Origin of the sequence: Pseudoalteromonas piscicida, assembly GCF_000238315.3 — a bacterium.
GTDB lineage: Bacteria > Pseudomonadota > Gammaproteobacteria > Enterobacterales > Alteromonadaceae > Pseudoalteromonas > Pseudoalteromonas piscicida.
Genome location: NZ_CP011924.1, coordinates 1228895 through 1254682, shown reverse-complemented (window position 1 = coordinate 1254682; position 25788 = coordinate 1228895). Strand labels below are relative to the sequence as shown.

Genomic DNA, 25788 nt, shown 5'->3' with positions numbered 1-25788 from the left:
CGTTTTTCAAAGGACATACGGCTCTTATCAGCGCTAGATTGTAAATAAAAACAAGGTCCCCATTTAAGGGTCGTTGTTGGGAATATAAAGTCTGTGCTATATTTTAGCTGCTACCAATAACGGACAATTTGATATGGAAAATTTTATTAAATCTACTTTAATGACCTCTGTTTTATTCGTTTCACTCACAACAGGCGCATTTGCGAAAAGCGAGCCAAACATACATTTATCTACAATCGTAAATGCATCGGTTGTTGAAAGAGTTGCTCCTCAGTATCCACGTAACGTTGCGTTAGTCGGCGGGGAAGGCTGGGTTACGCTGAGTTATATCATCAATGAGGATGGTTCGGTGGCGTCTCCGATAGTGGAGAATTCACCTGGACAGAAAGGCTTCGAACGCGCTACACTGCGAGCAATCAAACGTTGGCAATATTCTCCAGCAACAAAAGATGGAAAGCCGATTAAGCAGTGCAAAAATAGTGTGATGTTTTCATTCAATATGTCAGATGCGGAAGAAGGAGCATCGCGAGGTTTTGTGAGAAGCTATCGCAACATCAATAACCTCCTTGATGAAAGTAAGCTAGTAGAAGCTAAAGAACATGTTGATAAACTGGCAAAAAAAGGTCGTTGGAATCGATATGAAGAAGCCTATTTTAACTTAGTAAAAGCGCGATACTTTCAACTAACAGCGGAACCTAGACAAGAACTTGAGGCGCATAAAGGGATCATCTGGCACGGCAAGGATATTGTTAAATCTGAACTCTACGCCAACGCCCTTATCAATGCAATTAAGCTCCAAACCCAGCTGCAGGAATATAAAGGAGCTGCCCCACAAGGATGTGGGGTAAGGTGACTTTGCAGGAGCACAAAGTCTTTATCGCCAGACTTACGTAGAATGACTACGCTACGCTGGCTCTGCCTTGTATAAACACCAATCAAACTGCTGCAAAAACAAACTTGAAAGATCAACAGGCCCTAGCCAAATCTATCAATATCCCCGAATGATTTTTTATCTTCAGTTTCCATAGGCTCTACGGCCAATACATTATCTAGCTTACATTAAAGTGCAGGCCAGCAAGGCACGCGTTTTTCAAAGGACATACGGCTCTTATCAGCGCTAGATTGTAAATAAAAACAAGGTCCCCATTTAAGGGTCGTTGTTGGGAATATAAAGTCTGTGCTATATTTTAGCTGCTACCAATAACGGACAATTTGATATGGAAAATTTTATTAAATCTACTTTAATGACCTCTGTTTTATTCGTTTCACTCACAACAGGCGCATTTGCGAAAAGCGAGCCAAACATACATTTATCTACAATCGTAAATGCATCGGTTGTTGAAAGAGTTGCTCCTCAGTATCCACGTAACGTTGCGTTAGTCGGCGGGGAAGGCTGGGTTACGCTGAGTTATATCATCAATGAGGATGGTTCGGTGGCGTCTCCGATAGTGGAGAATTCACCTGGACAGAAAGGCTTCGAACGCGCTACACTGCGAGCAATCAAACGTTGGCAATATTCTCCAGCAACAAAAGATGGAAAGCCGATTAAGCAGTGCAAAAATAGTGTGATGTTTTCATTCAATATGTCAGATGCGGAAGAAGGAGCATCGCGAGGTTTTGTGAGAAGCTATCGCAACATCAATAACCTCCTTGATGAAAGTAAGCTAGTAGAAGCTAAAGAACATGTTGATAAACTGGCAAAAAAAGGTCGTTGGAATCGATATGAAGAAGCCTATTTTAACTTAGTAAAAGCGCGATACTTTCAACTAACAGCGGAACCTAGACAAGAACTTGAGGCGCATAAAGGGATCATCTGGCACGGCAAGGATATTGTTAAATCTGAACTCTACGCCAACGCCCTTATCAATGCAATTAAGCTCCAAACCCAGCTGCAGGAATATAAAGGAGCGCTGAAAAACCATAAAAAACTAATGGAGTTAGATGGACAAGACACTTACAAGTCAGCAGTTCAACCTGTTATAGATGAAATCGTTGCTTTAATAGCAGATAAGAGCAAGATGCTTGTTATTGCCGCTGAAATCAAAAATGATGATGTCTGGACGCACGCATTGGTCAGACCAAATTTCGCTATCGCTGAGGTTTCAGGCGCACTTCATACCCTTGAAGTACGATGTGATAACCAGTTTTCACAATTTAAATTTGCTGAAAATATGCAGTGGAATATACCGAAAAGTTGGGGTGAGTGTAATGTCGTGGTTTTTGGTGAGCCGAATAGCTCCTTTAAACTGATAGAAGTTCAATCGTAGCTGAACTTCTATACTTTAATTTTTGTTATCAGACCTTCATGTTATTTACTATCGGACAAAGTTTCTTCTAATAGCGATTCGGTCTGGATCGCTATTTCCTTCATTTTCACCGCATAGGCTTCCAATTTTTTCTCCTCTTCGGTTTTCGCTTTAAACTGAGGAATTTGAATTGGATACCCAGCTTGGTCCATGGCGATAAAGCTGATAATACAGTGATTGGTTTCGACAAGTCGCTGCGTTTTTGGATCGCCACAGCGCACCTGAATAAAAATCTGCATACTGGTATTTCCGGTATGGGCAATGCGCGCGGAAACTTCAACAATCTGACCCACAAGAATAGGGCGGTGGAAGCGCATGCCCGCTACTGAAACGGTAACGCAGTAGCTACCGCTCCAACCCGCGGCGCAAGCATACCCAGCTTGATCAATCCATTTCATGACCATACCACCGTGTACTTTACCGCCAAAGTTGACGTCGGTGGGCTCTGCTAAAAATCGAAAGGTGACGGATTGTTGTGGCATAGACTCAACTCTATTTTAAAAATATACGCTAAGTATAGGAAAGAAAGGGGCATTTCGCCCCAGCAATTTAGGATTTATTGGTATTACATGTTTGGATAGTTCGGACCACCAGCCCCTTCTGGTGTGACCCAGGTAATATTTTGGCTCGGATCTTTAATATCGCAGGTTTTGCAATGAATACAGTTTTGCGAATTGATAACAAACAGCTTCTCACCTTGCTCGTTTTCGTTTACTTCATACACGCCTGCGGGGCAGTAGCGCTGTGCAGGCTCATCAAACTTAGCTAAATTCACTTTGATTGGTATATCAGAATCTTTTAACTGTAAATGGCATGGTTGCACTTCTTCATGGTTAGTATTCGATAAAAATACGGAAGAAAGTTTGTCAAAACTTAATTTACCATCCGGCTTTGGGTAACTTATAGTTTGCGACTCAGATGCAAGCTTAAGCTGTGCGTGATCCTGATGTTCGTCCTTAATGGTAAATGGTAGCGAACCTGAGAAAATGTTTTGGTCGATCATATTGTAGGCGCCACCCATAATACGACCTAACTTATGCATTGCTGGGCCAAAGTTGCGAGATTGATAAAGCTCATCATAAAGCCAGCTTGCCTTAAATTTGTCGGCAAAGCTTACCAAGTCTAACGGAGCGCTTTCTTGGTCTAATGCCTCAATGATGGCATCGGCTGCAAGCATACCGGACTTCATTGCTGTATGGTTGCCTTTAATTTTGGCAAAGTTGAGGGTACCTGCGTCACAGCCAATCAGTAAACCACCTGGGAAATGCATTTTAGGTAGGCTGTGAAAGCCACCTTTGGCGATTGCTCGAGCACCATAGGCAATGCGCTCACCACCTTCCAGTACACTCGCAAAGGTGTGGTGATGCTTCATACGCTGAAACTCATCAAATGGGCTTAGGTGTGGGTTAGTGTAATTTAAGTCGATGATTAACCCGACCACGACTTGATTGTTTTCAGCGTGATACATAAATGAGCCGCCATGGGTATCATTGTCGAGCGGCCAGCCTGTGCCGTGTACAACAAGACCTTCTTTATGCTTGCTTGGGTCTACTTGCCAAATTTCCTTAAAGCCGATGCCATAGTGTTGAGGAGAAGCGTCTTTATCCAGTTTAAATTCAGCTATAAGTTGTTTGCCTAAGTGGCCACGGCAACCTTCAGCAAATACGGTATATTTCGCTCTAAGCTCCATTCCAGGCATGTAGCTGTCTTTAGGTTGGGCATCTCTATCTAAGCCCATATCACCGGTAATAATACCTTTAACTTGTTGCTCTTCAACAATTAGAGAGTGGGCGCTAAAGCCTGGGAAAATTTCTACGCCAAGTTGCTCTGCTTGTTCAGCGAGCCAACGACAAACATTCCCCATGGAAACAATATAGTTGCCGTCATTTTTAAATGTTTTTGGTACCACTAGATGAGGCAGTTTGGTGGCATTGGTTTCATTTTTGAATAAATAAATGTCGTCACCCGTCACTTTCGTTGTCACAGGAGCGCCTTTTGCAGCCCAATCAGGGATAAGTTCGTCTAGTGCTTTGGTTTCAAATACTGCACCAGACAAAATATGTGCACCTACTTCTGAGCCTTTTTCGACTACACAGATCATTAATTCTTGTTGTTTTTCTTGAGCCTGTTGAGCGAGTCGGATAGCGCAAGACAGGCCCGCAGGACCTGCACCAACTATCACAACATCAAACTCCATGGTTTCGCGTTCGACCATTATTAACCTCACACTATTTGACGGTAGATTAACTAAAGAGAGGCTTTAGTTTGATTTTCGTTAAACTAAGGTTATTTGAGGTTGACGTTTACGTCAACAGGAAGTAGTCTGAAACCAATAAAATAATTTGTTGACGTAGACGTCAGCTTAGAGAATAACCAGATGATGGAGTAACCATGAAAGTACTTGTGCCAATCAAACGCGTGATTGATTACAACGTAAAGGCAAGAGTCAAATCTGACAACAGTGATGTTGATTTGAGCAATGTTAAAATGGCGATCAACCCATTTTGTGAAATCGCAGTAGAAGAGGCAGTTCGTTTAAAAGAAGCGGGCACAGCAACGGAAGTTATTGCCATATCAATTGGCGATAAAGCTTGTCAAGAGCAGCTAAGAACGGCGCTTGCACTGGGTGCAGATAAAGCGATCCACATTGAAACAGACGCAAAGCTTGAATCTCTGCACATTGCAAAACTACTGGCTAAGGTAGTGGAACAAGAAAGTCCAGAGCTGGTAATTCTAGGTAAACAGTCTATCGATTCTGATAATAACCAAACAGGACAAATGCTAGCGGCGTTAACTAAACGTGCTCAGGGCACTTTTGCCTCTAAAGTTGTAGTTGAAGGCGATAAAGTGCAAGTGACGCGTGAAGTTGATGGTGGTTTGCAGACGGTATCGCTATCACTTCCAGCTGTCGTGACAACAGACTTGCGTTTAAATGAACCTCGTTATGCTTCATTGCCAAATATCATGAAAGCTAAGCGTAAACCACTAGATGTAATCGCAGCGGATTCGTTAGGCGTTGATTTAGCTCCTCGTATTGAATTGGTGAAAGTTGAAGAGCCAGCTAAGCGCTCTGGTGGCGTGATGGTTGAGAGCGTTGAAGAGTTAGTAAACAAGTTAAAAACAGAAGCAAAGGTGATCTCATGAGCGTATTAGTTATTGCTGAGCACGAAAATGGTGTATTGAAACCTGAAACCGCTAAGGTGGTTGCTGCTGCAACAAAAATCGCAAGCGACATTACCGTATTAGTTGCAGGTCACAACATTGCTGAGGCTGCCAATCACTCTGCTCAGATCGCTGGCGTACAAAAGGTGGTCGCGGTTGACGATGCTTCATTCGAACATCAATTGGCAGAAAACACATCTGAGCTAGTTGTTGAGTTAGCAAGTGATTTTTCACACATTTTGTTTTCAGCATCTACCACAGGTAAAAATATCGCGCCACGTGTTGCGGCGTTACTCGATAAATCACAGATCTCAGAAATTATCGATGTGATTGATGCAGACACCTTTAAACGTCCAATCTATGCGGGTAATGCAATTGCGACTGTAAAATCATTAGACTCACAAAAAGTTATCACTGTGCGTGCATCAGCATTTGATACCGTAGAGACTCAAGCAGCATGTGACATTGAGGGTCGCTCGCAAAGTATTGCCTCTCAAGTGAGTGAGTTTGTGAGCATTGAACAAACTGAATCTGAGCGCCCTGAATTAACTGCCGCACCGGTTGTTATTTCAGGTGGCCGTGGTATGCAAAACGGCGAAAACTTTGCCTTGCTAAATGGTATTGCTGACAAACTAGGGGCCGCAATTGGTGCGTCGCGTGCTGCTGTTGACGCGGGCTTTGTGCCTAACGATATGCAGGTGGGCCAAACCGGTAAGATTGTGGCGCCTAACTTATATATTGCAGTTGGGATCAGCGGCGCTATTCAACATCTTGCAGGTATGAAAGATTCTAAGGTCATTGTCGCTATCAACAAAGACCCAGAGGCCCCCATTTTCCAAGTGGCTGATTATGGCCTTGTTGCAGACCTATTTGATGCGTTACCAGAGCTTGAACAGGCACTGTGACGCTTCTTTTTGTAGCTAGCCTACATCAAGAAAAATAATTCTGGTTGTTAAAGCCGTTGTACCTTTGGTCGCGGCTTTTTTCGTGTCTGGGATAAAAAACGGTAGGAATAAATATGTTATCAGGCTTAAATCACATCACAATAGCAGTATCTAACTTAAACACGTCACTTGATTTTTACTGCGGCTTGCTAGGGTTCGAGCTTTGGGTAACTTGGGACAAAGGGGCATATTTAACGCTTGGTGAGATATGGCTTTGCTTATCTTTAGGTGAGGTATCTCCAAGCTCAGATTACAGCCATATAGCGTTTAGTGTTGCTGCCGAAGACTTTACAACTTTTTCTAAAACGATATTGGAAAACGGGGTTGGCTTATGGCAGCAAAATAGCAGCGAAGGAGACTCGCTCTATATTTATGACCCCGATCATCACAAACTCGAGATCCATAGTGGTAGTTTGCAAAGTCGGTTAAAAAGTTTGCAGCAGCAACCGTATTCAGGCCTCACTTGGTACAAAGCGGTGTGATTCTATTTTCTAGAATGCTTGTATCTTTAATTGCGCATTTTACTTCTGGTTACTGAGCTCCATAATAAAACAAAACATGATGGAGCAAAGTAATGGCAATTCAACTAAATGGCAAAGCACATGATATCGGTGGTCTTTCAGTAAACCGCGTACTTCCGCAGCGTGCGAAACGTATGGTAGGTCCTTTTATCTTTTTTGATCAAATGGGCCCCGGTAACTTCAGTGCTGGTGATGGGATCGATGTAAGGCCGCATCCACATATTGGGCTTGCAACTCTGACTTATTTGTTTGAAGGTAACTTGCTCCATCGTGACTCTCTTGGTAATCAACTTGAGATCCACCCAGGGGATGTAAATTGGATGGTGGCAGGGAGCGGCATTGTACACTCGGAGAGAGAATCGTTTGAAACCAAAGGGCAATCACATACTATTCATGGTTTGCAATGCTGGGTGGCGCTACCGGAAGAAAATGCTGACGTTGAACCCAGTTTCTCACATATAAACCGTTTTGACTTGCCGACTAGGCAACTAGAAGGGGTGATGGCTAGGGTCATTATCGGCAGTGCGTATGGCTTGCATTCTCCTGTACCAACATTTTCACCTATGTTTTATGTTGATGTGATGGCAAAAGCTGGCGGACATATTGAAAGGCCTGATCAGACACAAGAGGTTGGCGTATATGTGATTTACGGCGAAGTGGTGGTGTCGAATAACTTATATAGTGCAGGCTCATTTGTATTACTTAAAGACGACGACGCGCAATTACATTTCAATGAGAATAGCAGAGTGGTATTGCTTGGTGGAGAGGCGTTTAAAAAAGTCCCTTATATTGATTGGAACTTTGTTTCTTTTAGTAAACCCCGTATTGAACAAGCGAAGCAAGATTGGCGAGAGGGCAAGTTCGATAAGATCCCCGGTGATAAATTGGAGTATATTCCTTTGCCTTAGGGTGATAAAAGTACACCCAAATAGAACATGCTCTCTTTTATCTATTAATAGTCGTAACTAATATGCTGGAAGAAGCGTACGTTGATGTCTTGCTTTTCAACATTAACAGGAAGTTGCGCAACAAAGCGTTTAATAGCCGTTTCTACGTGATTCATAAAACGACCATAGCCCATATCTTTTTTGTCTTTGTCATTGGCGACGATGACAAAGCGAATGGTATCCACTAGGTTTGCTTCGTTAAACAGCGAGTAAATTTGATTGTCACCGGAGCCGGTATCAAAACTCAGCTTTTGTAGCTCTCGGTTAGTATCGGACTTATCGATTTTGGCGCTTCTGACGATAGGCAGACGGCCATCGGCTACCATTGCTACCATATTGAGCTGTTTATCGGCGCAAGAAGAAAGAAATGCATCTTCTATTGTGCGATAGAATTGTCCGTAATCACCAGGGCGCATTTGGCTTTGGAACTCTGTTTTTATTGCACGTGACACTGGAATGTTAAAGGTCGCATAAGTCATTTCGCTATATTCTTCTGGTAACGTGCAGTTTCTGGCTTGATAACGTGGGTAAAGTGCACGCAACTTATAGCCATACGACTCTTTGTCGCCTTTCGCTTTGGCAAATAGGTCATAGGTTAAATGTTGATGGTCTCGCACTCTAAACTGAGGTTCTACCGAAGAAAACCCTTCTTTAAGTGCATCAAGCACCTTTTTTACTTTGCTGTGGAAGGTCGCTGCATTGGCGCGTAATTCATTTCCCGTGGCTAAAAATAATAAGCGGATTTTACGCGCTTGGTATCCATCATTGAGATAAGTTTGGTGCGCTTCGTGGAACTTAGGATTGTAGAAAAACAAAATCTGCTTTTCTGTTTGCATGGTATAGGCTTCGTCGTGGTAACGCACCACAGGCAATTTATCGTTCGCAATTACATGTACATTATGCAGTTCATATTCGTCACACAGTGCGAATAGCTGGCGAGACAAACGCTCGTAACACGCGCTGCTGGAGTCAAAACATGCATAGAATGCATCATCCGGTTTAAACTCAGCAAGAATATAGTGATTGTTCCTAGCCTTAGTTGATATATAAACACGATTCAAATTCATTGAAGCCATTACTTTTGTCCTTTCCTCGGTAACGTGACTTAAGCAGTGTTTGTGGTATAAACACTGAGATGGCGCAACTATAGGATGAAGTTGTGACGGAAATATTGCGCTAGAACAAAATTTGTCACAAAAATCTGATGAACATTTAACCAAATGAATAAATCCTGATACAGCGCAGATAATTGCTGTAAGTTCGGCTGAGTTTTTGTAATAATGCCGAGGTTAACTAAGAGCATAATTCAGAGGAAAGATTTCCTATGGCGGAAACTGAAAATCGCCCATCAAACTTTATTCGCAACATTATTGATGCGGATCTTGCCAGTGGCAAACATGCGTCTACGCACACACGTTTTCCACCTGAGCCAAATGGCTTTTTACACATTGGCCATGCTAAATCAATTTGCTTAAATTTTGGTATTGCCCAAGATTATCGAGGTAAATGCAACTTACGCTTTGACGATACCAACCCAGAAAAAGAAGACATCAACTACGTTAAGTCGATCCAAGAAGACGTACAGTGGTTAGGTTTTGAATGGGATGGCGAAATTTGCTACTCATCAAACTACTTTGACAAGCTCTATAACTACGCCGTTGAGCTAATCGAAAATGGCAAAGCGTACGTTTGCTTCCTGTCGCCTGAGCAGGCGCGTGAATATCGTGGCACGCTGACTGAACCTGGCAAAAATAGCCCTTATCGTGACACTTCACCTGAAGAGAACTTAGCCTTATTCGAAAAAATGAGAAATGGCGAGTTCAAAGAAGGGGAATGTGTACTTCGCGCTAAGATTGACATGGCAAGCTCATTTATGGTGCTTCGCGACCCTATTATCTATCGTGTACGTTTTGCACACCATCATCAAACTGGTGATAAGTGGTGCATCTATCCGATGTATGACTTTACGCATTGTATTTCCGATGCGCTTGAAGGGATCACGCATTCACTTTGTACATTAGAGTTCCAAGATAACCGCCGTTTGTACGACTGGGTGCTAGATAACATCAGCATCGAGTGTCATCCACAGCAAATCGAGTTTTCTCGTTTAAATCTTGAATACACAGTGATGTCGAAGCGTAAGCTCAACGACTTGGTTGTTAATAACCATGTTGAAGGGTGGGATGACCCGCGCATGCCGACAATTGCAGGCCTTCGTCGTCGAGGTTATACACCAGCTGCAATTCGCGAATTTTGTAAGCGCATTGGTGTAACCAAAATGGACAACATGGTTGAAATGGGCATGCTTGAAGCGTGTATCCGTGACGACTTAAACGAAAATGCACCACGCGCAATGGCAGTACTTGACCCTGTTAAGCTGGTCATTGAAAACTTTGATGCAGATAAAGTTGAAATGCTGCAAGCGCCTAATCACCCAACATTAGACATGGGCGAGCGTGAGCTACCGTTTACGCGCGAAGTCTACATTGAACAAGAAGATTTCCGCGTAGAAGCGAACAAAAAATTCAAACGTTTGGTGCTAGGTAAAGAAGTGCGTCTTCGTAATGCTTATGTGATTAAAGCTGAGCGCATTGAAGAAGACGAAAACGGTAATATTACGACAATCTACTGTAGTTACGACCCTGATACTTTGGGTAAAAACCCAGAAGATGGTCGCAAGGTGAAAGGCGTAATTCACTGGGTATCGGCTTCACATTGTATTGAAGCGCCAGTACGTCAGTATGACCGCCTATTTACTGTGCCAAACCCAGCGGCTGCTGAAGATTTCACGGAAGTGTTAAACCCAGACTCTTTGGTAACCATTGCGAATGCCAAACTTGAGCCAGCGCTTGCAAACGCTAAGCCTGAGCAAGGTTATCAGTTTGAGCGTTTAGGTTACTTCTGTCGTGATAACAAGTCAGAAGCGCTAATGTTTAACCAAACTGTTGGTCTACGTGATTCGTGGGCTAAGATAGAACAGCAAGGTTAATACTAAATGAGGTCGGCTTATGTCGACCTTTTTTATTGCTTTTTCTGCGTACAATTATGTCTGAAAAATCCATCCAACACTTCTATATCAACGAACAGCAGTCCATCTACTTACTGTCTCATCATGATGCAAAAAAGCACCGTCAATGGCTGAATATCTGTAAAAAACAATTGAGCCTACTTGGCTATAAACATGTTGAGGTAATTGGCTCCGGTGCATTTGGCTTTGTATTTGCTGGTACAAGTGATATGGGGAAGGACTGGGTGTTTAAATTTTCTCGGATCACGCTTGCCCAAAGTGTGCGTGATAGGCTTGAAGATGAAGGCTATATGTTGTCGCAAATTGACAACCCGATGGTGCCAAACTTCTATGCGTTCGAGCGAGTAAAGAAGCAAGGCATTTTGATGATGGAGCGTGCCCCTGGTGAAGACTTAGAAAAGATCTCGCTCAAAAAGGGCCGTTTTAAAGCGCATGAGTTGGTAAGCCTCGCGCTAAAACTCAGAAATGTGTTGGTTGATTTGCGCGAGCGTCGCAATGGCATGTCTCCTCAGCCCATCGTTCATGGAGATATTAAGCCATCTAATATCGTTTGGGATGAAGCCTCAGATGGTTTCTCTTTGGTTGATTGGGGAAGCTCAGTCTATGCTCAGGTGGACGTGCATGGTGAGCCTATCGCGAGCAATATCATGGATTTGATGTCATCTAATGTAAGTACGACCAACGCTCGGATGGGAGATGTGTATTTTATTGGCGATGAACAAATGTCGGGTGCACAATCTTCTCCTCGCTTCGATGAGCAAGGCGTTGCATCGACGATTTATGCACTGGCTAGTGCACAATCATGTCGTTTTGGTGCTCAGGTAATTCCTGCTAGCGCTTTGGGGCTGCCAAAAGTATTTGCGCAGGTGCTAGATGGCATGCTTAGCAAAGACAAAGCAACGAGGGACAGCGCAGGGGATTACTTTGTTCGTAATATGCCAGCAATGGCAAAAATGTATTTACCTGATTTAACACTGTCAGAGAAAAAATCCCGCATTCCTTTTTGGACCTACGAAACCACAGTTAAGCCTGAAACGGTCGTCTACAGCTCACGCAAGCAGTTTTTGCGTCGTGCTGACGATAAACACAATCTAAGAGACGTAAACGACGCGCAATTAGATAGATATTATAAAGAGTTTTTGTTTGATACCGGCGATACCGAGAAAGCCTTTTTGGCCTCAATCAGCAGACTGGCAAAATATCCGGTCGTTGGTGGTCTCAGTTTTCACTGGAAAGACGCGCAGGTATTTGTTGAGTCGAGTCTTATTTTACACGATGAAACATTGAGTCTTGCATTTAAAGACGCGTTGAACGCCACCGTAATGATTGCGCAGGGGATCAAACAAAAAGGTTTGTTTAAATGCTGTTTGTTCGACGCGCGGCAAACTATTCAATTGACTCGTGACGGCACCGGTGCATTCCAATTTGACCATCTGCCAGAACTAGAATTTAGCGTTAGCGATATTTCGAGTAATGAAATTACACGTCCGCATTCATACTTTGAAGACGGCAAAGATCCAGACGAGCAGCTGCAGCTGCCAAGACAGATAATTCAATGTGTGTTCGAGTTAAACCAAATCCATCATACAGGTTGCATCATTTTTGAATCGTTACAAGATAGGATGAAAATCCACTATTACTACCGGCTACTTGATGCTAATAAAGAAGCGCAATTTAAGGCGCTACTGACTCGGATCATGCAATACGCGGTGAGTATTCAAGATTATGGCGTAGCAGGGTTTATGAAGTTGCCCTATAAAAATACACGTGAGTTTGCTTTATGCGACCGTCAGCCTGACTTTTTCTTTCCCAAAAACCCCAAAACATTTGTTGTTAACACTTAGGTGCTACTTAGGTGTTAGTGCCACTTCTGGCCAGTCATTAACTGCTAGTTCTTTACACTCATTATAGTGAAGCAGGAGTAGTAAACATGACAACACAATTTCAAATTAACGCGATTGACTACAAACAATTTAAGCATTTATTTTCTTTAAGCGATGAAGAACTTGCGGCATTACATGCCAAGAAGCTCGCTGTTGACGCTAAACCCGGCTATCCTTGTCGCGTTTCCCTACAAGAAGCTGAGATTGGGGAGGTGGTGTTGTTATTACATTATCAGCACCATACTACTTTATCGCCATATCGCTCTTCTGGGCCTATCTTTGTGAGGGAAAATGCAGTATTGGCAGACCCAAAAGTAAATGAAGTGCCAGAAATCTTGCAAACCAGATTACTGTCCATCAGGGCCTACGACAGCTTAGGTGTAATGATAGAGGCGCAAATCGTAAAAGGAATAGAAATTAAAGACTGCCTCCATACCTTATTTGACGACCATAAAATCGAATATGTGCATATTCACAATGCAAACCCCGGTTGCTTTAATTGCATAGCGTGCAGAGTATAGGAAAAAGAAGGTGGATCTGCCCAGGCTAAAACCAATCTGCTGAGTCTTTCAGAGTTGATGGTGTCAAGTTGAGGCGCTTGTCGATTTATGAAATAGTGACTATACCAATTCAAATGGCGATAACCTAGCTGACGAAGGAAAGTGATGAGCAATCAACTTGCTTGCGATAGCAATGCTATTCGTAAGTCTATAGAAGTGCTGTACAAGCAAGAAAGCCGGAAAATTTACGCTACACTGATCCGCCTTCTAGGTGACTTTGAGTTAGCGGAAGAAGCATTGCAAGACGCGTTTAATGTGGCGTTAAAACACTGGCCTACTCAAGGTATGCCAGAAAACCCAGTCCCTTGGTTAATTTCTACTGGTCGCTTTAAAGCCATTGATGCAATACGTAAACAGCAACGTCAAAGAGAAAAGCTAGAAGTTGCTGCTACTGAAATGGATGAGATTTCTGACATCGCAGGCCACGCTCAAGAGCAAAACGCCAATGCAATTGAAGACGACCAATTGCGATTAATTTTTACTTGCTGCCATCCGGCTATTGATCCAAAAGTACAAGTTGCGCTTACTCTGCGGGAGGTCTGTGGACTAACAACAGAAGAAATTGCCAGTGCATTTTTGGTGTCTAACACAACAATGGCACAACGAATTGTGCGCGGTAAAGCGAAGATCCGTGATGCCCGTATTCCGTTCGAGCTGCCAGACGACACTGACTTTAACAACCGACTTGATGCGGTGCTCACTGTTATCTATCTGGTCTTTAATGAAGGGTATTCAGCAACACAAGGCGAACTTGCAATACGCAGTGAACTGACTTCGGAGGCTATCCGCTTAACTCGTTTACTTTATTCTCTAACACCAGATCCAGAAGTGGCGGGATTACTCGCCTTGATGCTCTTGAATGAAGCGCGAAAGGAGGCGCGCACTAATGCCAGCGGTGACATTATTTTACTGGAAGATCAAGACCGAAGCCTTTGGAGTAAAGGTATGATCGCCGAAGGTACGCAGTTGGTCGCTGAAATAATGCGCGCCGGTGAATATGGCTTTTACACCATTCAGGCGGCTATCTCTGCGACCCATGCAGTTGCGATAACTGCAGCGGCGACAGATTGGTCACAGATTGTCGAGTTATATACTCAGCTACACCAAGTGAGCCCATCTCCTGTTATTGAGCTCAACCAAGCGGTCGCAATCGCTATGAAAGAGGGACCAGATGCGGGTATTACCATTATAGAGCGGCTACTAGAGCACAAAGAAATGCAAAGGTATCACTTGGCTCATGCGGCTTATGGCGAACTATTATCTCGTGCTGGCAGAACCGCAAGTGCGATTAATGCATTTAAAACGGCTCTTAATTTAACTACGCAATTACCAGAGCAAAGGGTTCTCAAACAAAAGCTTCTCAAGCTCGGTGAAAATTAATTAAGAAAATTTTCCTTACTTTGTCGATCTCTAGAGAATGCATTCGACTAGATTGTATAGAGCACTTTATTTATCAAAACCGCAGGTGATCTTTGGTTATTCAGCTCTATTTACGAAAGACAACAGGAGAATTGACGATGAAAGTAATGGTGATTGTAAAAGCAAGTGAAGGGTCTGAAGCAGGGGAGTTACCAACCGCGGAATTAATGGCTGCGATGGGGGAATTCAATAATGCATTAGTTGATGCTGGAATTATGACTTCTGGTGATGGTTTAAAGCCGAGTAAAGAGGGAGTTCGCGTTCGTTTTAAAGGCGAAGAGCGGATTGTAACTAAAGGGCCTTTTGCAGAGACTAATGAGTTAATTGCGGGTTATTGGGTTTGGGAAGTAACATCGATGGAAGAGGCGCTAGAATGGGTTAAGCGCTGCCCTAATCCCATGAATGAGGAATCAGATATTGAAGTTCGACCGTTTTATGAAATGGCTGACTTTGCAGATATTGATCCCTGCGGCGAAATCCTCGCAGACGAAGAACAATTAAGACAAAAGATTGCGATGCAAACTGCACATGTTTGCAATTATTTGTTTTTTGCAGGGCGTACCGAAGAGGCACTTGAATACTATCAACAGCATCTATATGCCAAAGTCGGTCTACTTATGCGCTTTAACGAAAGTCCAGATCCTATCCCAGATGGTGCGATACCAGAAAACTTTTCAGATAAAGTAATGCACTGTGAGTTTAGTATTGGCGATATGAAGATTTTTGCATCTGACGGCTGTGGTGATGATGCTTCGTTTGCAGGATTTAGCCTGTCTATAACAATTGATTCTGAACAAGAAGCTCACCGTGCATTCAATGCTCTAGCCGATGGTGGCACGGTCAGAATGCCATTACAAGAAACATTTTGGTCCCCCCTTTATGGTCAAGTCGTTGATAAATTCGGTGTGGCGTGGATGGTGATGCTACCTAGTAACGCCGCTAATTGACCACGAGTACGGAATAGCTAAGTCAAAGCGAGCAGCAAAAGATGCTCGCTATTCAGATATCATTTAATAAGGAGCTGGACACACTATGAAATATGTCGCTTTGGTTTATTACGATGAACAAGCAATGGAAAAGCTCTCACAAGATGAATGGGACGCACTTAACCGTGAATGCATCGCGTGCGGGGAATCATTAAAAGAGCGCGAGCAGATGATAGGGGGTAACGCCTTGCTCTCAACTCAAAGTGCGACAACATTGCGGGTACGAGCGGGTAAAGTCGATATTACCGATGGTCCTTTTGCAGAGACTAAAGAGCAGCTTGCGGGCTTCTATTTACTTGATGTTAAAGACTTAAATGAGGCTATCCAAGCGGCTAGCAAAATTCCGCCTGCACGCTATGGCAGCATCGAAATTCGGCCAGTTCGCGAGTTGCAAGACGAGAACAATGTCAGCTATGAAGCACAAAGACGTGAATAAGAGAGGGGTCAAAGATGAGTTATATTGATGGTTTTGTATGCGCTGTACCCACCAATAAGCGCGAAGAATATCAGGCGCACGCCAGTAAAGTGGCAAAAGTGTTTAAAAAGTTTGGAGCAGAACGCGTTGTCGAGGCATGGGGGGATGATGTTCCTGATGGAACGCTTACCTCTTTTCCACTGGCTGTAAAATGTAAGCCTGATGAAACTGTGGTGTTTTCCTGGATCACTTGGCCTTCAAAAGAAGTCCGTGATGCTGGAATGGCAGAAGTATTTAAAGATCCTATTTGCGATCAAGAAGCTAATCCAATGCCGTTTGATGGCAAAAGGCTTATCTATGGTGGCTTTAAGACAATAGTAGAGTATTAACCTTAGTTATTAAATTGGGCTGAGTTATCAGTCCAATTGACATGGAGATGATATATGTCGAACTTTACCATTACCACGTTTGATTGGGTGCCTGAGCTGCCAAGAGGTTATGTCCGGGATATTCGCTTGCGCTGGGCGCTAGAAGAGGCGGGAATACCCTATGATATAGAGCTTACCGCTTTCAATGAACGAGAAAATACGCATTATTTACATCAACCATTTGGCCAAGTTCCTTGGCTTAGCCATGAAGATAAGGAGATATTCGAAAGTGGTGCTGGTCTGTTATACATCGCTGAGCATAGCGATGAATTAATATCGACAGAAAATAGCTCATCGGTAATACAGTGGCTATTCGCCGCGCTCAACTCTGTAGAAATGGCGAGTCTTCCATGGACAATTTTGAAATTTTCTGGAGATACTTTTGAGAATGATGGTAGCAAAGCGATAGAGCGATTTTTACATAGCCGCTTGAAACACATGAATGAATATCTTAGGGAGAGAAACTGGTTGACTGAGCAATTTTCTGTTGCAGACATCGCGATGGCTGATGTACTTCGTTTGGTCGATAGGTTTGATGGGCTAAAACAATATAGTTATTGCCGAAAGTATCTAGAGCAATGCGTTTCTAGAGCTGCTTTTAAAAAAGCATACAAAGAACAACTGGAATTGTACTCTACAGTAAGGTAACCAAATAAATGGAAGAAGGTGTTTATGCAACAAATTAAAAAAGCCAGCAATTTGCTGGCTTAATGCTTAAATTGGCGAAGTGGTAGCTTAGTTACCATTTTCCTCAGCGTACTTTTTGCACGCTTCTTTATCTTCACACTCACCGTATAGATATAGTGAGTGATTAGTCAGTTTGATGCCATTGCTGTTCGCGATTTCTTCTTGGCGTGTTTCAATAACGTCATCTTCAAACTCGACAACTTTACCACATTTTAAACATACCAAGTGATCATGGTGCGTGCTGCCAGACAGCTCGAAAACAGATTTACCGCCTTCAAAGTGGTGACGTGTTACAATACCAGCATCATCAAATTGGTTTAGTACGCGATATACCGTAGCTAGACCAATTTCTTCACCTTTGTCTAATAAGATCTTGTACACATCTTCTGCGCTGATGTGTTGATTATCAGGAGACTGAAGGATCTCTAAAATTTTGATGCGTGGAAGCGTTACTTTTAAACCAGCCTTTTTAAGCTCTAAGTTGTGATCAGTCATTAAATCTGTCTCAATCTGTTAGTTATAATTTGTCTTAGGTCAATATTCACGACGCTATACCTAAGAATAACTTGCTCGGGCAGCAAGTGCAAAGCAAATGGAATTAATCTTCCAGCTCGCTTAAGCACATTTCATCATATACTTGTGCGCACCATTGTTTAACACGTTGTTCTGTTAACTCTGGCTGACGGTCTTCATCAATACCAAGGCCAACAAATTTACCATCTTCGACGACAGCTTTTGACGCTTCAAAGTCATAACCATCGGTAGACCAATGGCCAACAACAATAGCGCCGCGCTCAGTGACGATATCGTTGATCATGCCCATCGCATCGAGGAAGTATTCAGCATAATCTTCCTGATCGCCACAACCGAAGATAGCAACTAGCTTGCCTTCGAAATCGACTTCTTCAAGTTCAGGGAAAAAATCATCCCAGTCACATTGCGCTTCACCGTAGTACCATGTTGGAATACCGAACAATAGTAAATCAAATTCTGCAATCTCTTCTTTACTGCTTTTAGCAATGTCTTTTACGTCAACGAGCTTTTTACCTAGCTCTTTTTGAATCATTTTAGCAACGTGTTCTGTATTACCAGTATCACTGCCGAAAAAAATACCTACGCTTGCCATTAATTGCTTACCTTCTATCTATTAACCGCTAACTTCTCTTGTAAGATGGTCTCTATGAGTGCACTTCGACTAATGTTTTGCGACTCTGCCATATCACTTAGCGCTTGATACAACTCTGATGAAACCTTAAATTCTACCCTTTTTAGGCCACGAGCACGATCTCTCTTGATTTGATTGCGCTTGTTAACCTTTAACTGCACTTCTCGTGGCAGTGGATTCGTCTTAGGACGTCCGGGACGTTTTTCATTTTCAAATAGGTCGATAGTCGTTCTATCTGTTTCAGCCTTGGCCATTATCCAACACCTGCGCCTTGCCAAAACACTTGGATCAAGCCTTTTGCTATAAATCCAGAGCAACCAAGAAACAACACCAGCCAAACGATATAGCGTCCGAACTTTGGCACGTCACCTTTTTTCAGTACGTCCTGAATCGCCATACCGATGAAAAAGAATATACCAGCTAGCGCAAACCACAGCCCTAGCGTTTCAAATTCATTTATAAATTGACTGACCATCTGAGCTCTACTCAATACTTAAACGGCGGCTACTATATCATAACCTAAATGCATAAATTAAGTTTATAACGGTAAATTCGATTCGTTTTATTGAAGAAAATCAATAATTGAGCGATTTACCGCTTCAGGCTTTTCAGCATGTAGCCAATGGCCCGCACCTTGAATTATTTTTGCTCGCGCATTTGGGAAAGAACGAGCGATGGCATCCCTATGCTCAGGCAGGATGTAGTCAGAATTATTCCCTTTAATGAACAAAGTATCGCACAAACAGGAATGAGTTTCATTAATATTTGATGTAATTGTATCGTATTTTTCAGTAATTACGTCTAAATTGAAACGCCAAGCAAGCTTGCCTTCTTCATTTTTTGCTAAACTTTTGAGCAAAAACTGACGCACACCGACGGTTTCAATATACTGCGACATGATGGTATCTGCTTCACTACGACTTGATACATCACTTTTTTGCACTTCGTTTAGCGCAGCAATTATTGCATCATGTCTTGAGTGATAATCAACAGGTGCAATATCTAATACGACAAGTTTGTTGATACTTTCTGGGAATAGTTGGGCGAATTGCATTGCCACTTTACCACCCATTGAGTGACCAACGAGGTTTATTTTATCCAGTTTTAACTCATCTATTAGTGCTTTGATGTCTTTTGCCATTATTGGATAGGACATTTGCTCATCATGAAAAGAGCGACCGTGATTTCTCAAATCGACGTTAATCACATTGAAATGTTCAGCAAGTGCTTTTGCCACGACATTTACATTTTCCAAAGAACCAAAGAGTCCGTGCATAACAAATACACTAGGTTTAGTTTGGTCGCCAATTTGTTGATAGTTTAACTGCATAAATCCTCCAAATTTGGCGCTAATTGTGACATTGAAGAGTAAAAATGCAAAGCCATAGAGTAATAAGTTAAATTTGGATATACTAAGTGACAATTGAAATGAGTTGCTCCTAATTAGCATAGATGACAGGAAACGCATGAAAAAGATAGAAATAGATGACGAGCTATATCAATACATTGCAAGTAACACACAAAGTATTGGAGAAAGTGCTTCTGAGATTTTACGTCGTTTATTAAAACTCACTCCTGGGACAGAATCTAAACCCGTCGCACAGCAGGAAGAAAAACAAGTACAAGAAGTTGCAGCTGAGTCACAAACAAAAACACCAAGCCAACCTGTAAAGCCAGCAGCGAATGTCTTTAATATTCTGAATAAAGAAGAGCTTGCCATGCAAAAAGGGGTAGTCGGGCGCTTTTTGTTTATCCTATCCGCGCTCCATCGTACACATAAATCCGAATTTAATAGTGTGCTTGAAATTAAGGGCCGCGATAGAATTTACTTCGCTACGAGTAAAAATGCACTACTCGAAAGTGGTAGCAGTATGAACCCGAAAAATATCGCAGACAGCGAATATTGGGTGATGACAAATTCAAATACGACTAGAAAGAAAATGATGCTTCATGAAGTAGCTAAGGTGTTAGGTTACACAGATGAAGCTGCCGAGAAAATTAGAGACTACCTATAAGTAAGGAAATCTTATGGCGATCCATCCGCAAGCTGGCAAAAAGGTATCGAAAGAATTATTGGTAAATGTACCTAAGCTGGTTTCATCGTACTATTTAAATGAGCCTGATTTAGAAGCGCATCCGGAGCATTGTGTCGCCTTTGGCACAAGTGGCCACCGAGGTTGCTCACTTAATTTTAAGTTTAATGAGTCGCATATTCTGGCCATCACTCAAGCGATCTGCGATTACCGTAAAAACAACAATATTTACGGTCCGCTTTTTCTTGGTAAAGACACTCATGCGTTGTCGGAAGCCGCTTTTAACTCGGCTATTGAGGTCTTGGTTGCCAATGAAGTGCAAGTCATCACACAAGAAAATGATGACTACACACCAACCCCAGTGATCAGCCACGCGATTGTCTCGCACAATTTAACCAATCCACACGAGCTTGCAGATGGTATTGTGGTGACGCCATCACATAACCCGCCAGAAGATGGCGGGTTTAAATATAACCCACCAAATGGTGGACCGGCCGATACCGATGTCACCAAATGGATTGAAGATAGGGCGAATCAGCTACTACTCGAAGATTTGGTTGAAGTTGAGTTATTCCCGTTTGCGAAAGCGAGAAGATCTGGATTTATCAAGTATGAAGATCTGATCACACCATACGTTGAAGACTTGGGTAATATCATTGATATGGAAGCCATTGCTCGAGCCGGTGTTAACATTGGCGTGGATCCACTTGGTGGTTCAGGTGTTAATTTCTGGCCTGTGATAGCCGAACACTACGACTTGAAGCTAACGGTTGTAAATGACGTTGTCGACCCAAGTTTTGCCTTTATGCCACTTGATAAAGACGGTAAGGTGCGGATGGATTGTTCATCACCTTTTGCAATGGCTAATTTGATAGCACTGAAAGATGACTACGATATCGGTATTGGTAATGACCCAGATTTCGACAGACATGGTATTGTTACGCCAGACGGCCTGATGAATCCGAATCACTTTTTAGCCGTTGCAATTGACTATCTCATTAAACACCGGAGCTGGAAGAGTTCAGTAAAAATCGGTAAAACACTGGTATCTAGTGCCATGATTGACAAAGTATGTGGCGCAAATGGTCGAGACGTTTACGAAGTGCCAGTTGGCTTTAAATGGTTTGTAGACGGGTTAGCGGCAGGAGAGCTCGCATTTGGCGGTGAAGAGAGTGCTGGCGCTGCGTTTTTAAGAAAAGACGGCAGCACATGGTGTACAGACAAAGACGGTTTTATCATGGGGTTACTTGCCGCTGAGATCCTAGCTGTTACAGGTAAATCGCCATCTCAACATTACCACGCTTTTGAACAAGCATTTGGCGCGCCTGTATACAAACGTATCGATGCACCCGCAAATACTGAGCAAAAAGCAAAGCTCAAGGCATTAAGTGCAGACAATATCAAGGCTGACACCCTAGCAGGTGATAAAATTACTCAGATATTAACCAATGCCCCAGGTAATGGTGCTGCTATTGATGGTCTTAAAGTCGTTACCGAAAACGGTTGGTTTGCGGCGCGTCCATCGGGCACTGAAGATATCTACAAAATTTATCTTGAATCATTTAAAGGTGAAGCGCATTTAGCTGAACTTGAACATGAGGCAAAGACATTGGTTGACTCAGTGATTAGTTAACAAAAAGCTTCTACAAGCCATACTCCTCGTATGGCTTTTTTGTATCCCAATGCGGATTATTCAACAACATCAATTTGGAATTATGACGTACTTAGCAGAATTAAAACAAAGCGGTGACTTTCTTACTATCACAAGAAATAACGAATTTACACTTGAACCCGTAAACTTCACTTTAGACAACGGTACCTTGGTGGAAGTCCATGATACTGGTGTGATCCAGTTTACGCCCGCGGGTGAAACAACGAAAGATATTGTGCTATCGAGCGCTGTGCACGGCAATGAAACCGCGCCAATTGAAATATGTGACGAGCTTATCCAACATATTATTACTGGCAGATTGGCATTGGCACAGCGGGTGTTATTTATTTTTGGTAACCCGAAATCCATTAACATTGGCCAGCGTTTTGTCGATGAAAATCTAAACCGCCTATTTAACGGCGCACATAATCAAGAAACAGATAACCCTGAAAAGGTCAGAGCTCAAAAGCTAGAAGGTTATGTTAAGGCTTTCTTTGAACAGGGGAGCGGTGAGCGATATCGTTGTCACTATGACCTTCATACTGCTATTAGAGGGTCTAAAAACGAAAAGTTTGCAGTTTATCCGTTTTTACATGGTAAGCCGTGGAAGAAATCACAGCTGCAGTTTTTATTGTCATGCGGTGTCAATACCGTATTAATGATGCGCTCGGCGGCGACAACATTTAGTTACTTTTCTTCTTACCAGTTTGGGGCCGATGCTTTCACTATCGAACTTGGGCAGGTGAAGCCATTTGGTGAGAATAACATGGCGAGCTTTGCAAAAACCAAGGAAACTCTAAAAGCATTAATTAGCCAAGAAAAAGTGGAATATAAAGAATTTAATGCAGATGAGTTCGAGCTATTTACCGTTCATCGTACTATCAATCGTACTCAAGCCGAATTTTCTTTTCCATTCGCTGATTCTGCAGAGAATTTTACCGGGTTTGCGAAAGGTGAATTATTAGCGACGGACGGAGATAAGCAGTATTTCGCTGAGGTTGAGGGTGAAGCTATTATCTTCCCAAATGCCAATGTTGCTTTGGGGCAACGTGCATTACTAACCGTTGTACCGTTAGAGGTTAATGAAAACTTCATATAAATCATAGATGTAAAATTCTACTTGCCTTCGTATCAAAATCTTTCCAAAAACATTGATGCATTTTCACGGTTATTCATCTAGGATTAGTTGAATAACCGTTTACGTTAACGTAAAGTTGAAACGCTTTAATTTAATTTACTTACTTAAATCGTAAATATTATTCAGTCTTTGATAAGTTGTTAGACCAGTTATTCATACTAACCACGAATGTGATCAAGACCAATTAACACAATCATAAATGCGAGGTGAGTTAAGACTCTTTTCGTCTTGCGCTATCTGAAGCCAGATCTCGTATGAGGAAGTCGGGTTTGAACTCCGTAAGTTTGTTATGACAACAAGAGAAGGTAGGTTATGACTAACCCCAATAATATATCCTTAAATATCAGCCACGCGCTGGAATTTATAGATGGTCATGCACTCAATATCCCTACATTAAAGATTTTAAGTGACCAAGGCGATGTTTTAGACGGTGCAACAGCACCAGATATTGATAAAGAAACGGCATTAAGAATTTACTCTACAATGCGGTTTATTCGTTTACTTGACGAGCGTATGCAAGGTGCTCAGCGTCAAGGGCGTATTAGCTTCTACATGCAATGTCTTGGCGAAGAAGCCGCTGTTACGGCAAGTGCCGCAGCGCTTAAAGAAGATGACATGATCATGGCTCAGTACCGTGAACAAGCTGCAATTCACTATCGTGGTTTTTCGCTTGAGCAGTTCATGAATCAGCTATTCTCGAATGAGAAGGACTTAGGCAAAGGCCGCCAAATGCCTGTGCACTATGGTTCTAAAGAATTACATTACTTGACTATTTCGTCGCCGCTAGGAACGCAAATTCCTCAAGCAACGGGCTATGCGTACGGGCAAAAGCTAAAACATATTGATAAAGAAACCGGCGAGCTAACGTCTGAAATCGATAATGTCACGATTTGCTATTTTGGCGAAGGTGCTGCGTCAGAAGGGGATTTCCACGCCGGTCTAAACATGGCCGCAGTGCATGGTTCACCGGTCATCTTTTATGCACGTAATAATGGTTATGCGATTTCAACACCTGCGGATGAACAGTTCAAAGGTGATGGTATTGCTGCTCGCGGTGTGGGTTATGGTATAAAAACTATCCGTGTGGATGGTGCTGATGCACTTGCCGTTTACGCCGCGACACAAGCCGCGCGTAAAATCGCAGTTGAAAACGGTGAACCTGTGATGATTGAATCTATTGCATACCGTTTGGGTGCACATTCAACTTCTGATGATCCGTCTGGTTACCGTACTAAAGACGAAGAAGCTGAATTTAAAAATAGTTGCCCGGTAAATCGATTTAAGCAATGGCTTTTAAAACAAGGTTGGCTGGATGAAGCCCAAGATGATGCGGAAAAAGAGAAAATCCGTGAAGATATCTTGGCTGCATTGAAGGTTGCAGAGAAAGTACAGAAGCCTGCTTTAGAAGATCTGGTCTCAGACGTTTATGATACGCCAATTCCATCGCTGCAGAAGCAATATGATGAATTGAAAGCGCATATTAAAGCTTATCCAGACGCATACCCAGTCACCGCAGGGAGAATTAAATAATGGCTAAAATGAACATGCTACACGCCATTAATTCGGCGCTAGATATCACGATGGCGGAGCATCCGCAGGCTTGTATTTTTGGTGAAGACGTAGGCTACTTTGGTGGTGTATTCCGTGCAACTTCAGGCCTTCAAGAAAAATATGGTAAACACCGCGTATTTAATACACCACTGACTGAACAAGGTATTTTGGGTTTTGCCAATGGCCTTGCTGCGTTTGGTGCCCCTGCGCTTGCTGAAATTCAATTTGCGGATTATATCTTCCCAGCATTTGACCAAATCGTGAACGAGTCGGCCAAGTTCCGTTATCGCTCGGGTAATGAGTTTGATGTGGGTAACTTAACAATTCGTACGCCATACGGTGGCGGTATTGCAGGTGGTCTATATCATTCACAATCACCAGAAGCTTACTTTGCACATACACCTGGTCTTAAAATTGTTGTACCGCGTAACCCATATCAAGCAAAAGGCCTACTGCGTGCTGCCATTAAAGACGATAACCCGGTTATTTTCTTTGAACCTAAGCGCTTATATCGTGCTTCTGTTGGTGAAGTGCCAGAAGAAGATTACAGCATCGAGCTTGGTAAAGCCGAAGTGATTAAAGAAGGTACCGACATAACGCTATTGGCTTGGGGCGCGCAGATGGAAATCATCGAACAAGCAGCGCAAAAAGCTGAAGAAGCGGGTATTAGCTGTGAAATAATCGACTTAAGAAGCATTCTTCCTTGGGATATGGACACGGTAGCAAAGTCAGTGGTTAAAACGGGTCGTTTGGTCGTGAGCCACGAAGCGCCAATCACGAATGGTTTTGGCGCTGAGATTGCAGCAACCATACAAAAAGAGTGTTTCCTGCATTTAGAATCTCCAATTGAGCGAGTTTGTGGATTAGACACGCCATATCCTCTAGCACTTGAGAAAGAGTATGTGCCAGATGCACTGAAAGTGTACGCCGCTATCAAACGTTCTATGGAATTTTAAGGATAAGT

At 42.7% G+C, this 25788-nt stretch carries 27 protein-coding genes; 19 read left to right on the top strand and 8 right to left on the bottom strand.

Features of this window, described 5'->3' with window-relative positions:
• Window positions 1–133: 133 nt before the first annotated feature.
• Both PPIS_RS05785 and PPIS_RS05780 read left to right on the top strand, forming a co-directional pair.
• On the top strand, window positions 134–853 hold the full coding sequence (locus tag PPIS_RS05785; RefSeq protein ID WP_249031251.1) for an energy transducer TonB: 720 nt from the start codon (window positions 134–136) through the stop codon (window positions 851–853).
• 364 nt (window positions 854–1217) lie between these two features.
• Complete coding sequence (locus PPIS_RS05780) at window positions 1218–2267, top strand: energy transducer TonB (protein ID WP_010372644.1); 1050 nt, start codon at window positions 1218–1220, stop codon at window positions 2265–2267.
• A 41-nt stretch (window positions 2268–2308) separates the two neighbouring features.
• Here PPIS_RS05780 and PPIS_RS05775 read toward each other — a convergent pair whose 3' ends face one another.
• Window positions 2309–2788 carry an acyl-CoA thioesterase gene (locus PPIS_RS05775; protein WP_010372647.1) on the bottom strand — a complete coding sequence of 160 codons (480 nt, stop codon included), beginning with the start codon at window positions 2786–2788 and terminating at the stop codon, window positions 2309–2311.
• An 83-nt stretch (window positions 2789–2871) separates the two neighbouring features.
• Complete coding sequence (locus tag PPIS_RS05770) at window positions 2872–4521, bottom strand: electron transfer flavoprotein-ubiquinone oxidoreductase (RefSeq protein WP_010372651.1); 1650 nt, start codon at window positions 4519–4521, stop codon at window positions 2872–2874.
• Between the two features lie 176 nt (window positions 4522–4697).
• On the opposite strand from PPIS_RS05770, the gene PPIS_RS05765 reads away from it, so the two are divergent.
• From PPIS_RS05765 to PPIS_RS05750, 4 genes are all read left to right on the top strand, one after another.
• Window positions 4698–5450, top strand: a complete 753-nt coding sequence (locus PPIS_RS05765) for an electron transfer flavoprotein subunit beta/FixA family protein (RefSeq protein WP_010372654.1) — start codon at window positions 4698–4700, stop codon at window positions 5448–5450.
• Window positions 5447–6373 carry an electron transfer flavoprotein subunit alpha/FixB family protein gene (locus tag PPIS_RS05760; RefSeq protein ID WP_010372656.1) on the top strand — a complete coding sequence of 309 codons (927 nt, stop codon included), beginning with the start codon at window positions 5447–5449 and terminating at the stop codon, window positions 6371–6373. Before PPIS_RS05765 ends, PPIS_RS05760 begins: the two co-directional genes overlap by 4 nt.
• 113 nt (window positions 6374–6486) lie before the next feature.
• On the top strand, window positions 6487–6894 hold the full coding sequence (gene fos, locus PPIS_RS05755; protein ID WP_010372659.1) for a fosfomycin resistance glutathione transferase: 408 nt from the start codon (window positions 6487–6489) through the stop codon (window positions 6892–6894).
• A 92-nt stretch (window positions 6895–6986) separates the two neighbouring features.
• Complete coding sequence (locus PPIS_RS05750) at window positions 6987–7841, top strand: pirin family protein (RefSeq protein WP_010372661.1); 855 nt, start codon at window positions 6987–6989, stop codon at window positions 7839–7841.
• 44 nt (window positions 7842–7885) lie between these two features.
• Here PPIS_RS05750 and PPIS_RS05745 read toward each other — a convergent pair whose 3' ends face one another.
• The gene (locus tag PPIS_RS05745; RefSeq protein WP_010372664.1) at window positions 7886–8956 is read right to left on the bottom strand and encodes a DUF3083 family protein; all 1071 of its coding nucleotides are present in this window, start codon (window positions 8954–8956) and stop codon (window positions 7886–7888) included.
• 248 nt (window positions 8957–9204) lie between these two features.
• On the opposite strand from PPIS_RS05745, the gene glnS reads away from it, so the two are divergent.
• The 8 genes from glnS to PPIS_RS05705 all read left to right on the top strand — a co-directional run bounded on the left by glnS (window position 9205) and on the right by PPIS_RS05705 (window position 17247).
• Window positions 9205–10869 carry a glutamine--tRNA ligase gene (gene glnS, locus PPIS_RS05740; protein WP_010372667.1) on the top strand — a complete coding sequence of 555 codons (1665 nt, stop codon included), beginning with the start codon at window positions 9205–9207 and terminating at the stop codon, window positions 10867–10869.
• A gap of 56 nt (window positions 10870–10925) precedes the next feature.
• The gene (locus PPIS_RS05735) at window positions 10926–12752 is read left to right on the top strand and encodes a protein kinase domain-containing protein (protein ID WP_010372670.1); all 1827 of its coding nucleotides are present in this window, start codon (window positions 10926–10928) and stop codon (window positions 12750–12752) included.
• A gap of 86 nt (window positions 12753–12838) precedes the next feature.
• Entirely contained in the window at window positions 12839–13312 is a 474-nt protein-coding gene (locus PPIS_RS05730; protein WP_010372673.1) for a DUF1203 domain-containing protein, read from the top strand.
• A 144-nt stretch (window positions 13313–13456) separates the two neighbouring features.
• Window positions 13457–14731 carry an RNA polymerase sigma factor gene (locus PPIS_RS05725; protein ID WP_010372677.1) on the top strand — a complete coding sequence of 425 codons (1275 nt, stop codon included), beginning with the start codon at window positions 13457–13459 and terminating at the stop codon, window positions 14729–14731.
• 137 nt (window positions 14732–14868) lie between these two features.
• On the top strand, window positions 14869–15717 hold the full coding sequence (locus PPIS_RS05720) for a YciI family protein (protein ID WP_010372679.1): 849 nt from the start codon (window positions 14869–14871) through the stop codon (window positions 15715–15717).
• A gap of 85 nt (window positions 15718–15802) precedes the next feature.
• Entirely contained in the window at window positions 15803–16192 is a 390-nt protein-coding gene (locus tag PPIS_RS05715; RefSeq protein WP_010372682.1) for a YciI family protein, read from the top strand.
• Window positions 16193–16206: 14 nt separating this feature from the next.
• A complete protein-coding gene (locus tag PPIS_RS05710; protein WP_010372685.1) occupies window positions 16207–16560 on the top strand; it encodes a DUF1428 domain-containing protein in 354 nt (117 codons plus the stop codon).
• A 54-nt stretch (window positions 16561–16614) separates the two neighbouring features.
• Entirely contained in the window at window positions 16615–17247 is a 633-nt protein-coding gene (locus PPIS_RS05705; RefSeq protein ID WP_010372688.1) for a glutathione S-transferase family protein, read from the top strand.
• 87 nt (window positions 17248–17334) lie between these two features.
• On the opposite strand, the gene fur is transcribed toward PPIS_RS05705, so the two are convergent.
• From fur to PPIS_RS05680, 5 genes are all read right to left on the bottom strand, one after another.
• Window positions 17335–17781, bottom strand: coding sequence for a ferric iron uptake transcriptional regulator (gene fur / locus PPIS_RS05700; RefSeq protein ID WP_010372691.1), 447 nt, complete (start codon window positions 17779–17781; stop codon window positions 17335–17337).
• A 103-nt stretch (window positions 17782–17884) separates the two neighbouring features.
• Window positions 17885–18412, bottom strand: coding sequence for a flavodoxin FldA (fldA, locus tag PPIS_RS05695; protein WP_010372695.1), 528 nt, complete (start codon window positions 18410–18412; stop codon window positions 17885–17887).
• A 14-nt stretch (window positions 18413–18426) separates the two neighbouring features.
• Complete coding sequence (ybfE, locus tag PPIS_RS05690; protein ID WP_010372698.1) at window positions 18427–18705, bottom strand: LexA regulated protein; 279 nt, start codon at window positions 18703–18705, stop codon at window positions 18427–18429.
• Window positions 18705–18926 (bottom strand): DUF2788 domain-containing protein, encoded by a 222-nt coding sequence (locus tag PPIS_RS05685; protein WP_010372701.1) that lies wholly within the window; start codon window positions 18924–18926, stop codon window positions 18705–18707. The genes ybfE and PPIS_RS05685 overlap by 1 nt, the downstream gene beginning before the upstream one ends.
• A gap of 87 nt (window positions 18927–19013) precedes the next feature.
• Entirely contained in the window at window positions 19014–19781 is a 768-nt protein-coding gene (locus PPIS_RS05680; RefSeq protein WP_019647349.1) for an alpha/beta fold hydrolase, read from the bottom strand.
• Between the two features lie 136 nt (window positions 19782–19917).
• Between PPIS_RS05680 and seqA the strand changes: the two genes are divergently transcribed.
• The 5 genes from seqA to PPIS_RS05655 all read left to right on the top strand — a co-directional run bounded on the left by seqA (window position 19918) and on the right by PPIS_RS05655 (window position 25780).
• Entirely contained in the window at window positions 19918–20466 is a 549-nt protein-coding gene (seqA, locus tag PPIS_RS05675) for a replication initiation negative regulator SeqA (RefSeq protein ID WP_010372707.1), read from the top strand.
• Window positions 20467–20479: 13 nt separating this feature from the next.
• Complete coding sequence (gene pgm, locus PPIS_RS05670) at window positions 20480–22117, top strand: phosphoglucomutase (alpha-D-glucose-1,6-bisphosphate-dependent) (RefSeq protein ID WP_010372710.1); 1638 nt, start codon at window positions 20480–20482, stop codon at window positions 22115–22117.
• 82 nt (window positions 22118–22199) lie between these two features.
• Window positions 22200–23234, top strand: coding sequence for a succinylglutamate desuccinylase (gene astE / locus PPIS_RS05665; RefSeq protein ID WP_010372713.1), 1035 nt, complete (start codon window positions 22200–22202; stop codon window positions 23232–23234).
• Window positions 23235–23585: 351 nt separating this feature from the next.
• Window positions 23586–24803 carry a thiamine pyrophosphate-dependent dehydrogenase E1 component subunit alpha gene (locus PPIS_RS05660; protein WP_010372716.1) on the top strand — a complete coding sequence of 406 codons (1218 nt, stop codon included), beginning with the start codon at window positions 23586–23588 and terminating at the stop codon, window positions 24801–24803.
• Window positions 24803–25780 carry an alpha-ketoacid dehydrogenase subunit beta gene (locus PPIS_RS05655; RefSeq protein ID WP_010372719.1) on the top strand — a complete coding sequence of 326 codons (978 nt, stop codon included), beginning with the start codon at window positions 24803–24805 and terminating at the stop codon, window positions 25778–25780. Before PPIS_RS05660 ends, PPIS_RS05655 begins: the two co-directional genes overlap by 1 nt.
• Window positions 25781–25788: the final 8 nt, after the last annotated feature.

Bases quoted from the DNA above. Each gene is read 5' to 3' on its own strand.
- PPIS_RS05785 (WP_249031251.1), top strand. From the start codon at position 134: ATGGAAAATTTTATTAAATCTACTTTAATGACCTCTGTTTTATTCGTT.
- PPIS_RS05780 (WP_010372644.1), top strand. From the start codon at position 1,218: ATGGAAAATTTTATTAAATCTACTTTAATGACCTCTGTTTTATTCGTT.
- PPIS_RS05775 (WP_010372647.1), bottom strand. From the start codon at position 2,788: ATGCCACAACAATCCGTCACCTTTCGATTTTTAGCAGAGCCCACCGAC.
- PPIS_RS05770 (WP_010372651.1), bottom strand. From the start codon at position 4,521: ATGGTCGAACGCGAAACCATGGAGTTTGATGTTGTGATAGTTGGTGCA.
- PPIS_RS05765 (WP_010372654.1), top strand. From the start codon at position 4,698: ATGAAAGTACTTGTGCCAATCAAACGCGTGATTGATTACAACGTAAAG.
- PPIS_RS05760 (WP_010372656.1), top strand. From the start codon at position 5,447: ATGAGCGTATTAGTTATTGCTGAGCACGAAAATGGTGTATTGAAACCT.
- fos (WP_010372659.1), top strand. From the start codon at position 6,487: ATGTTATCAGGCTTAAATCACATCACAATAGCAGTATCTAACTTAAAC.
- PPIS_RS05750 (WP_010372661.1), top strand. From the start codon at position 6,987: ATGGCAATTCAACTAAATGGCAAAGCACATGATATCGGTGGTCTTTCA.
- PPIS_RS05745 (WP_010372664.1), bottom strand. From the start codon at position 8,956: ATGGCTTCAATGAATTTGAATCGTGTTTATATATCAACTAAGGCTAGG.
- glnS (WP_010372667.1), top strand. From the start codon at position 9,205: ATGGCGGAAACTGAAAATCGCCCATCAAACTTTATTCGCAACATTATT.
- PPIS_RS05735 (WP_010372670.1), top strand. From the start codon at position 10,926: ATGTCTGAAAAATCCATCCAACACTTCTATATCAACGAACAGCAGTCC.
- PPIS_RS05730 (WP_010372673.1), top strand. From the start codon at position 12,839: ATGACAACACAATTTCAAATTAACGCGATTGACTACAAACAATTTAAG.
- PPIS_RS05725 (WP_010372677.1), top strand. From the start codon at position 13,457: ATGAGCAATCAACTTGCTTGCGATAGCAATGCTATTCGTAAGTCTATA.
- PPIS_RS05720 (WP_010372679.1), top strand. From the start codon at position 14,869: ATGAAAGTAATGGTGATTGTAAAAGCAAGTGAAGGGTCTGAAGCAGGG.
- PPIS_RS05715 (WP_010372682.1), top strand. From the start codon at position 15,803: ATGAAATATGTCGCTTTGGTTTATTACGATGAACAAGCAATGGAAAAG.
- PPIS_RS05710 (WP_010372685.1), top strand. From the start codon at position 16,207: ATGAGTTATATTGATGGTTTTGTATGCGCTGTACCCACCAATAAGCGC.
- PPIS_RS05705 (WP_010372688.1), top strand. From the start codon at position 16,615: ATGTCGAACTTTACCATTACCACGTTTGATTGGGTGCCTGAGCTGCCA.
- fur (WP_010372691.1), bottom strand. From the start codon at position 17,781: ATGACTGATCACAACTTAGAGCTTAAAAAGGCTGGTTTAAAAGTAACG.
- fldA (WP_010372695.1), bottom strand. From the start codon at position 18,412: ATGGCAAGCGTAGGTATTTTTTTCGGCAGTGATACTGGTAATACAGAA.
- ybfE (WP_010372698.1), bottom strand. From the start codon at position 18,705: ATGGCCAAGGCTGAAACAGATAGAACGACTATCGACCTATTTGAAAAT.
- PPIS_RS05685 (WP_010372701.1), bottom strand. From the start codon at position 18,926: ATGGTCAGTCAATTTATAAATGAATTTGAAACGCTAGGGCTGTGGTTT.
- PPIS_RS05680 (WP_019647349.1), bottom strand. From the start codon at position 19,781: ATGCAGTTAAACTATCAACAAATTGGCGACCAAACTAAACCTAGTGTA.
- seqA (WP_010372707.1), top strand. From the start codon at position 19,918: ATGAAAAAGATAGAAATAGATGACGAGCTATATCAATACATTGCAAGT.
- pgm (WP_010372710.1), top strand. From the start codon at position 20,480: ATGGCGATCCATCCGCAAGCTGGCAAAAAGGTATCGAAAGAATTATTG.
- astE (WP_010372713.1), top strand. From the start codon at position 22,200: ATGACGTACTTAGCAGAATTAAAACAAAGCGGTGACTTTCTTACTATC.
- PPIS_RS05660 (WP_010372716.1), top strand. From the start codon at position 23,586: ATGACTAACCCCAATAATATATCCTTAAATATCAGCCACGCGCTGGAA.
- PPIS_RS05655 (WP_010372719.1), top strand. From the start codon at position 24,803: ATGGCTAAAATGAACATGCTACACGCCATTAATTCGGCGCTAGATATC.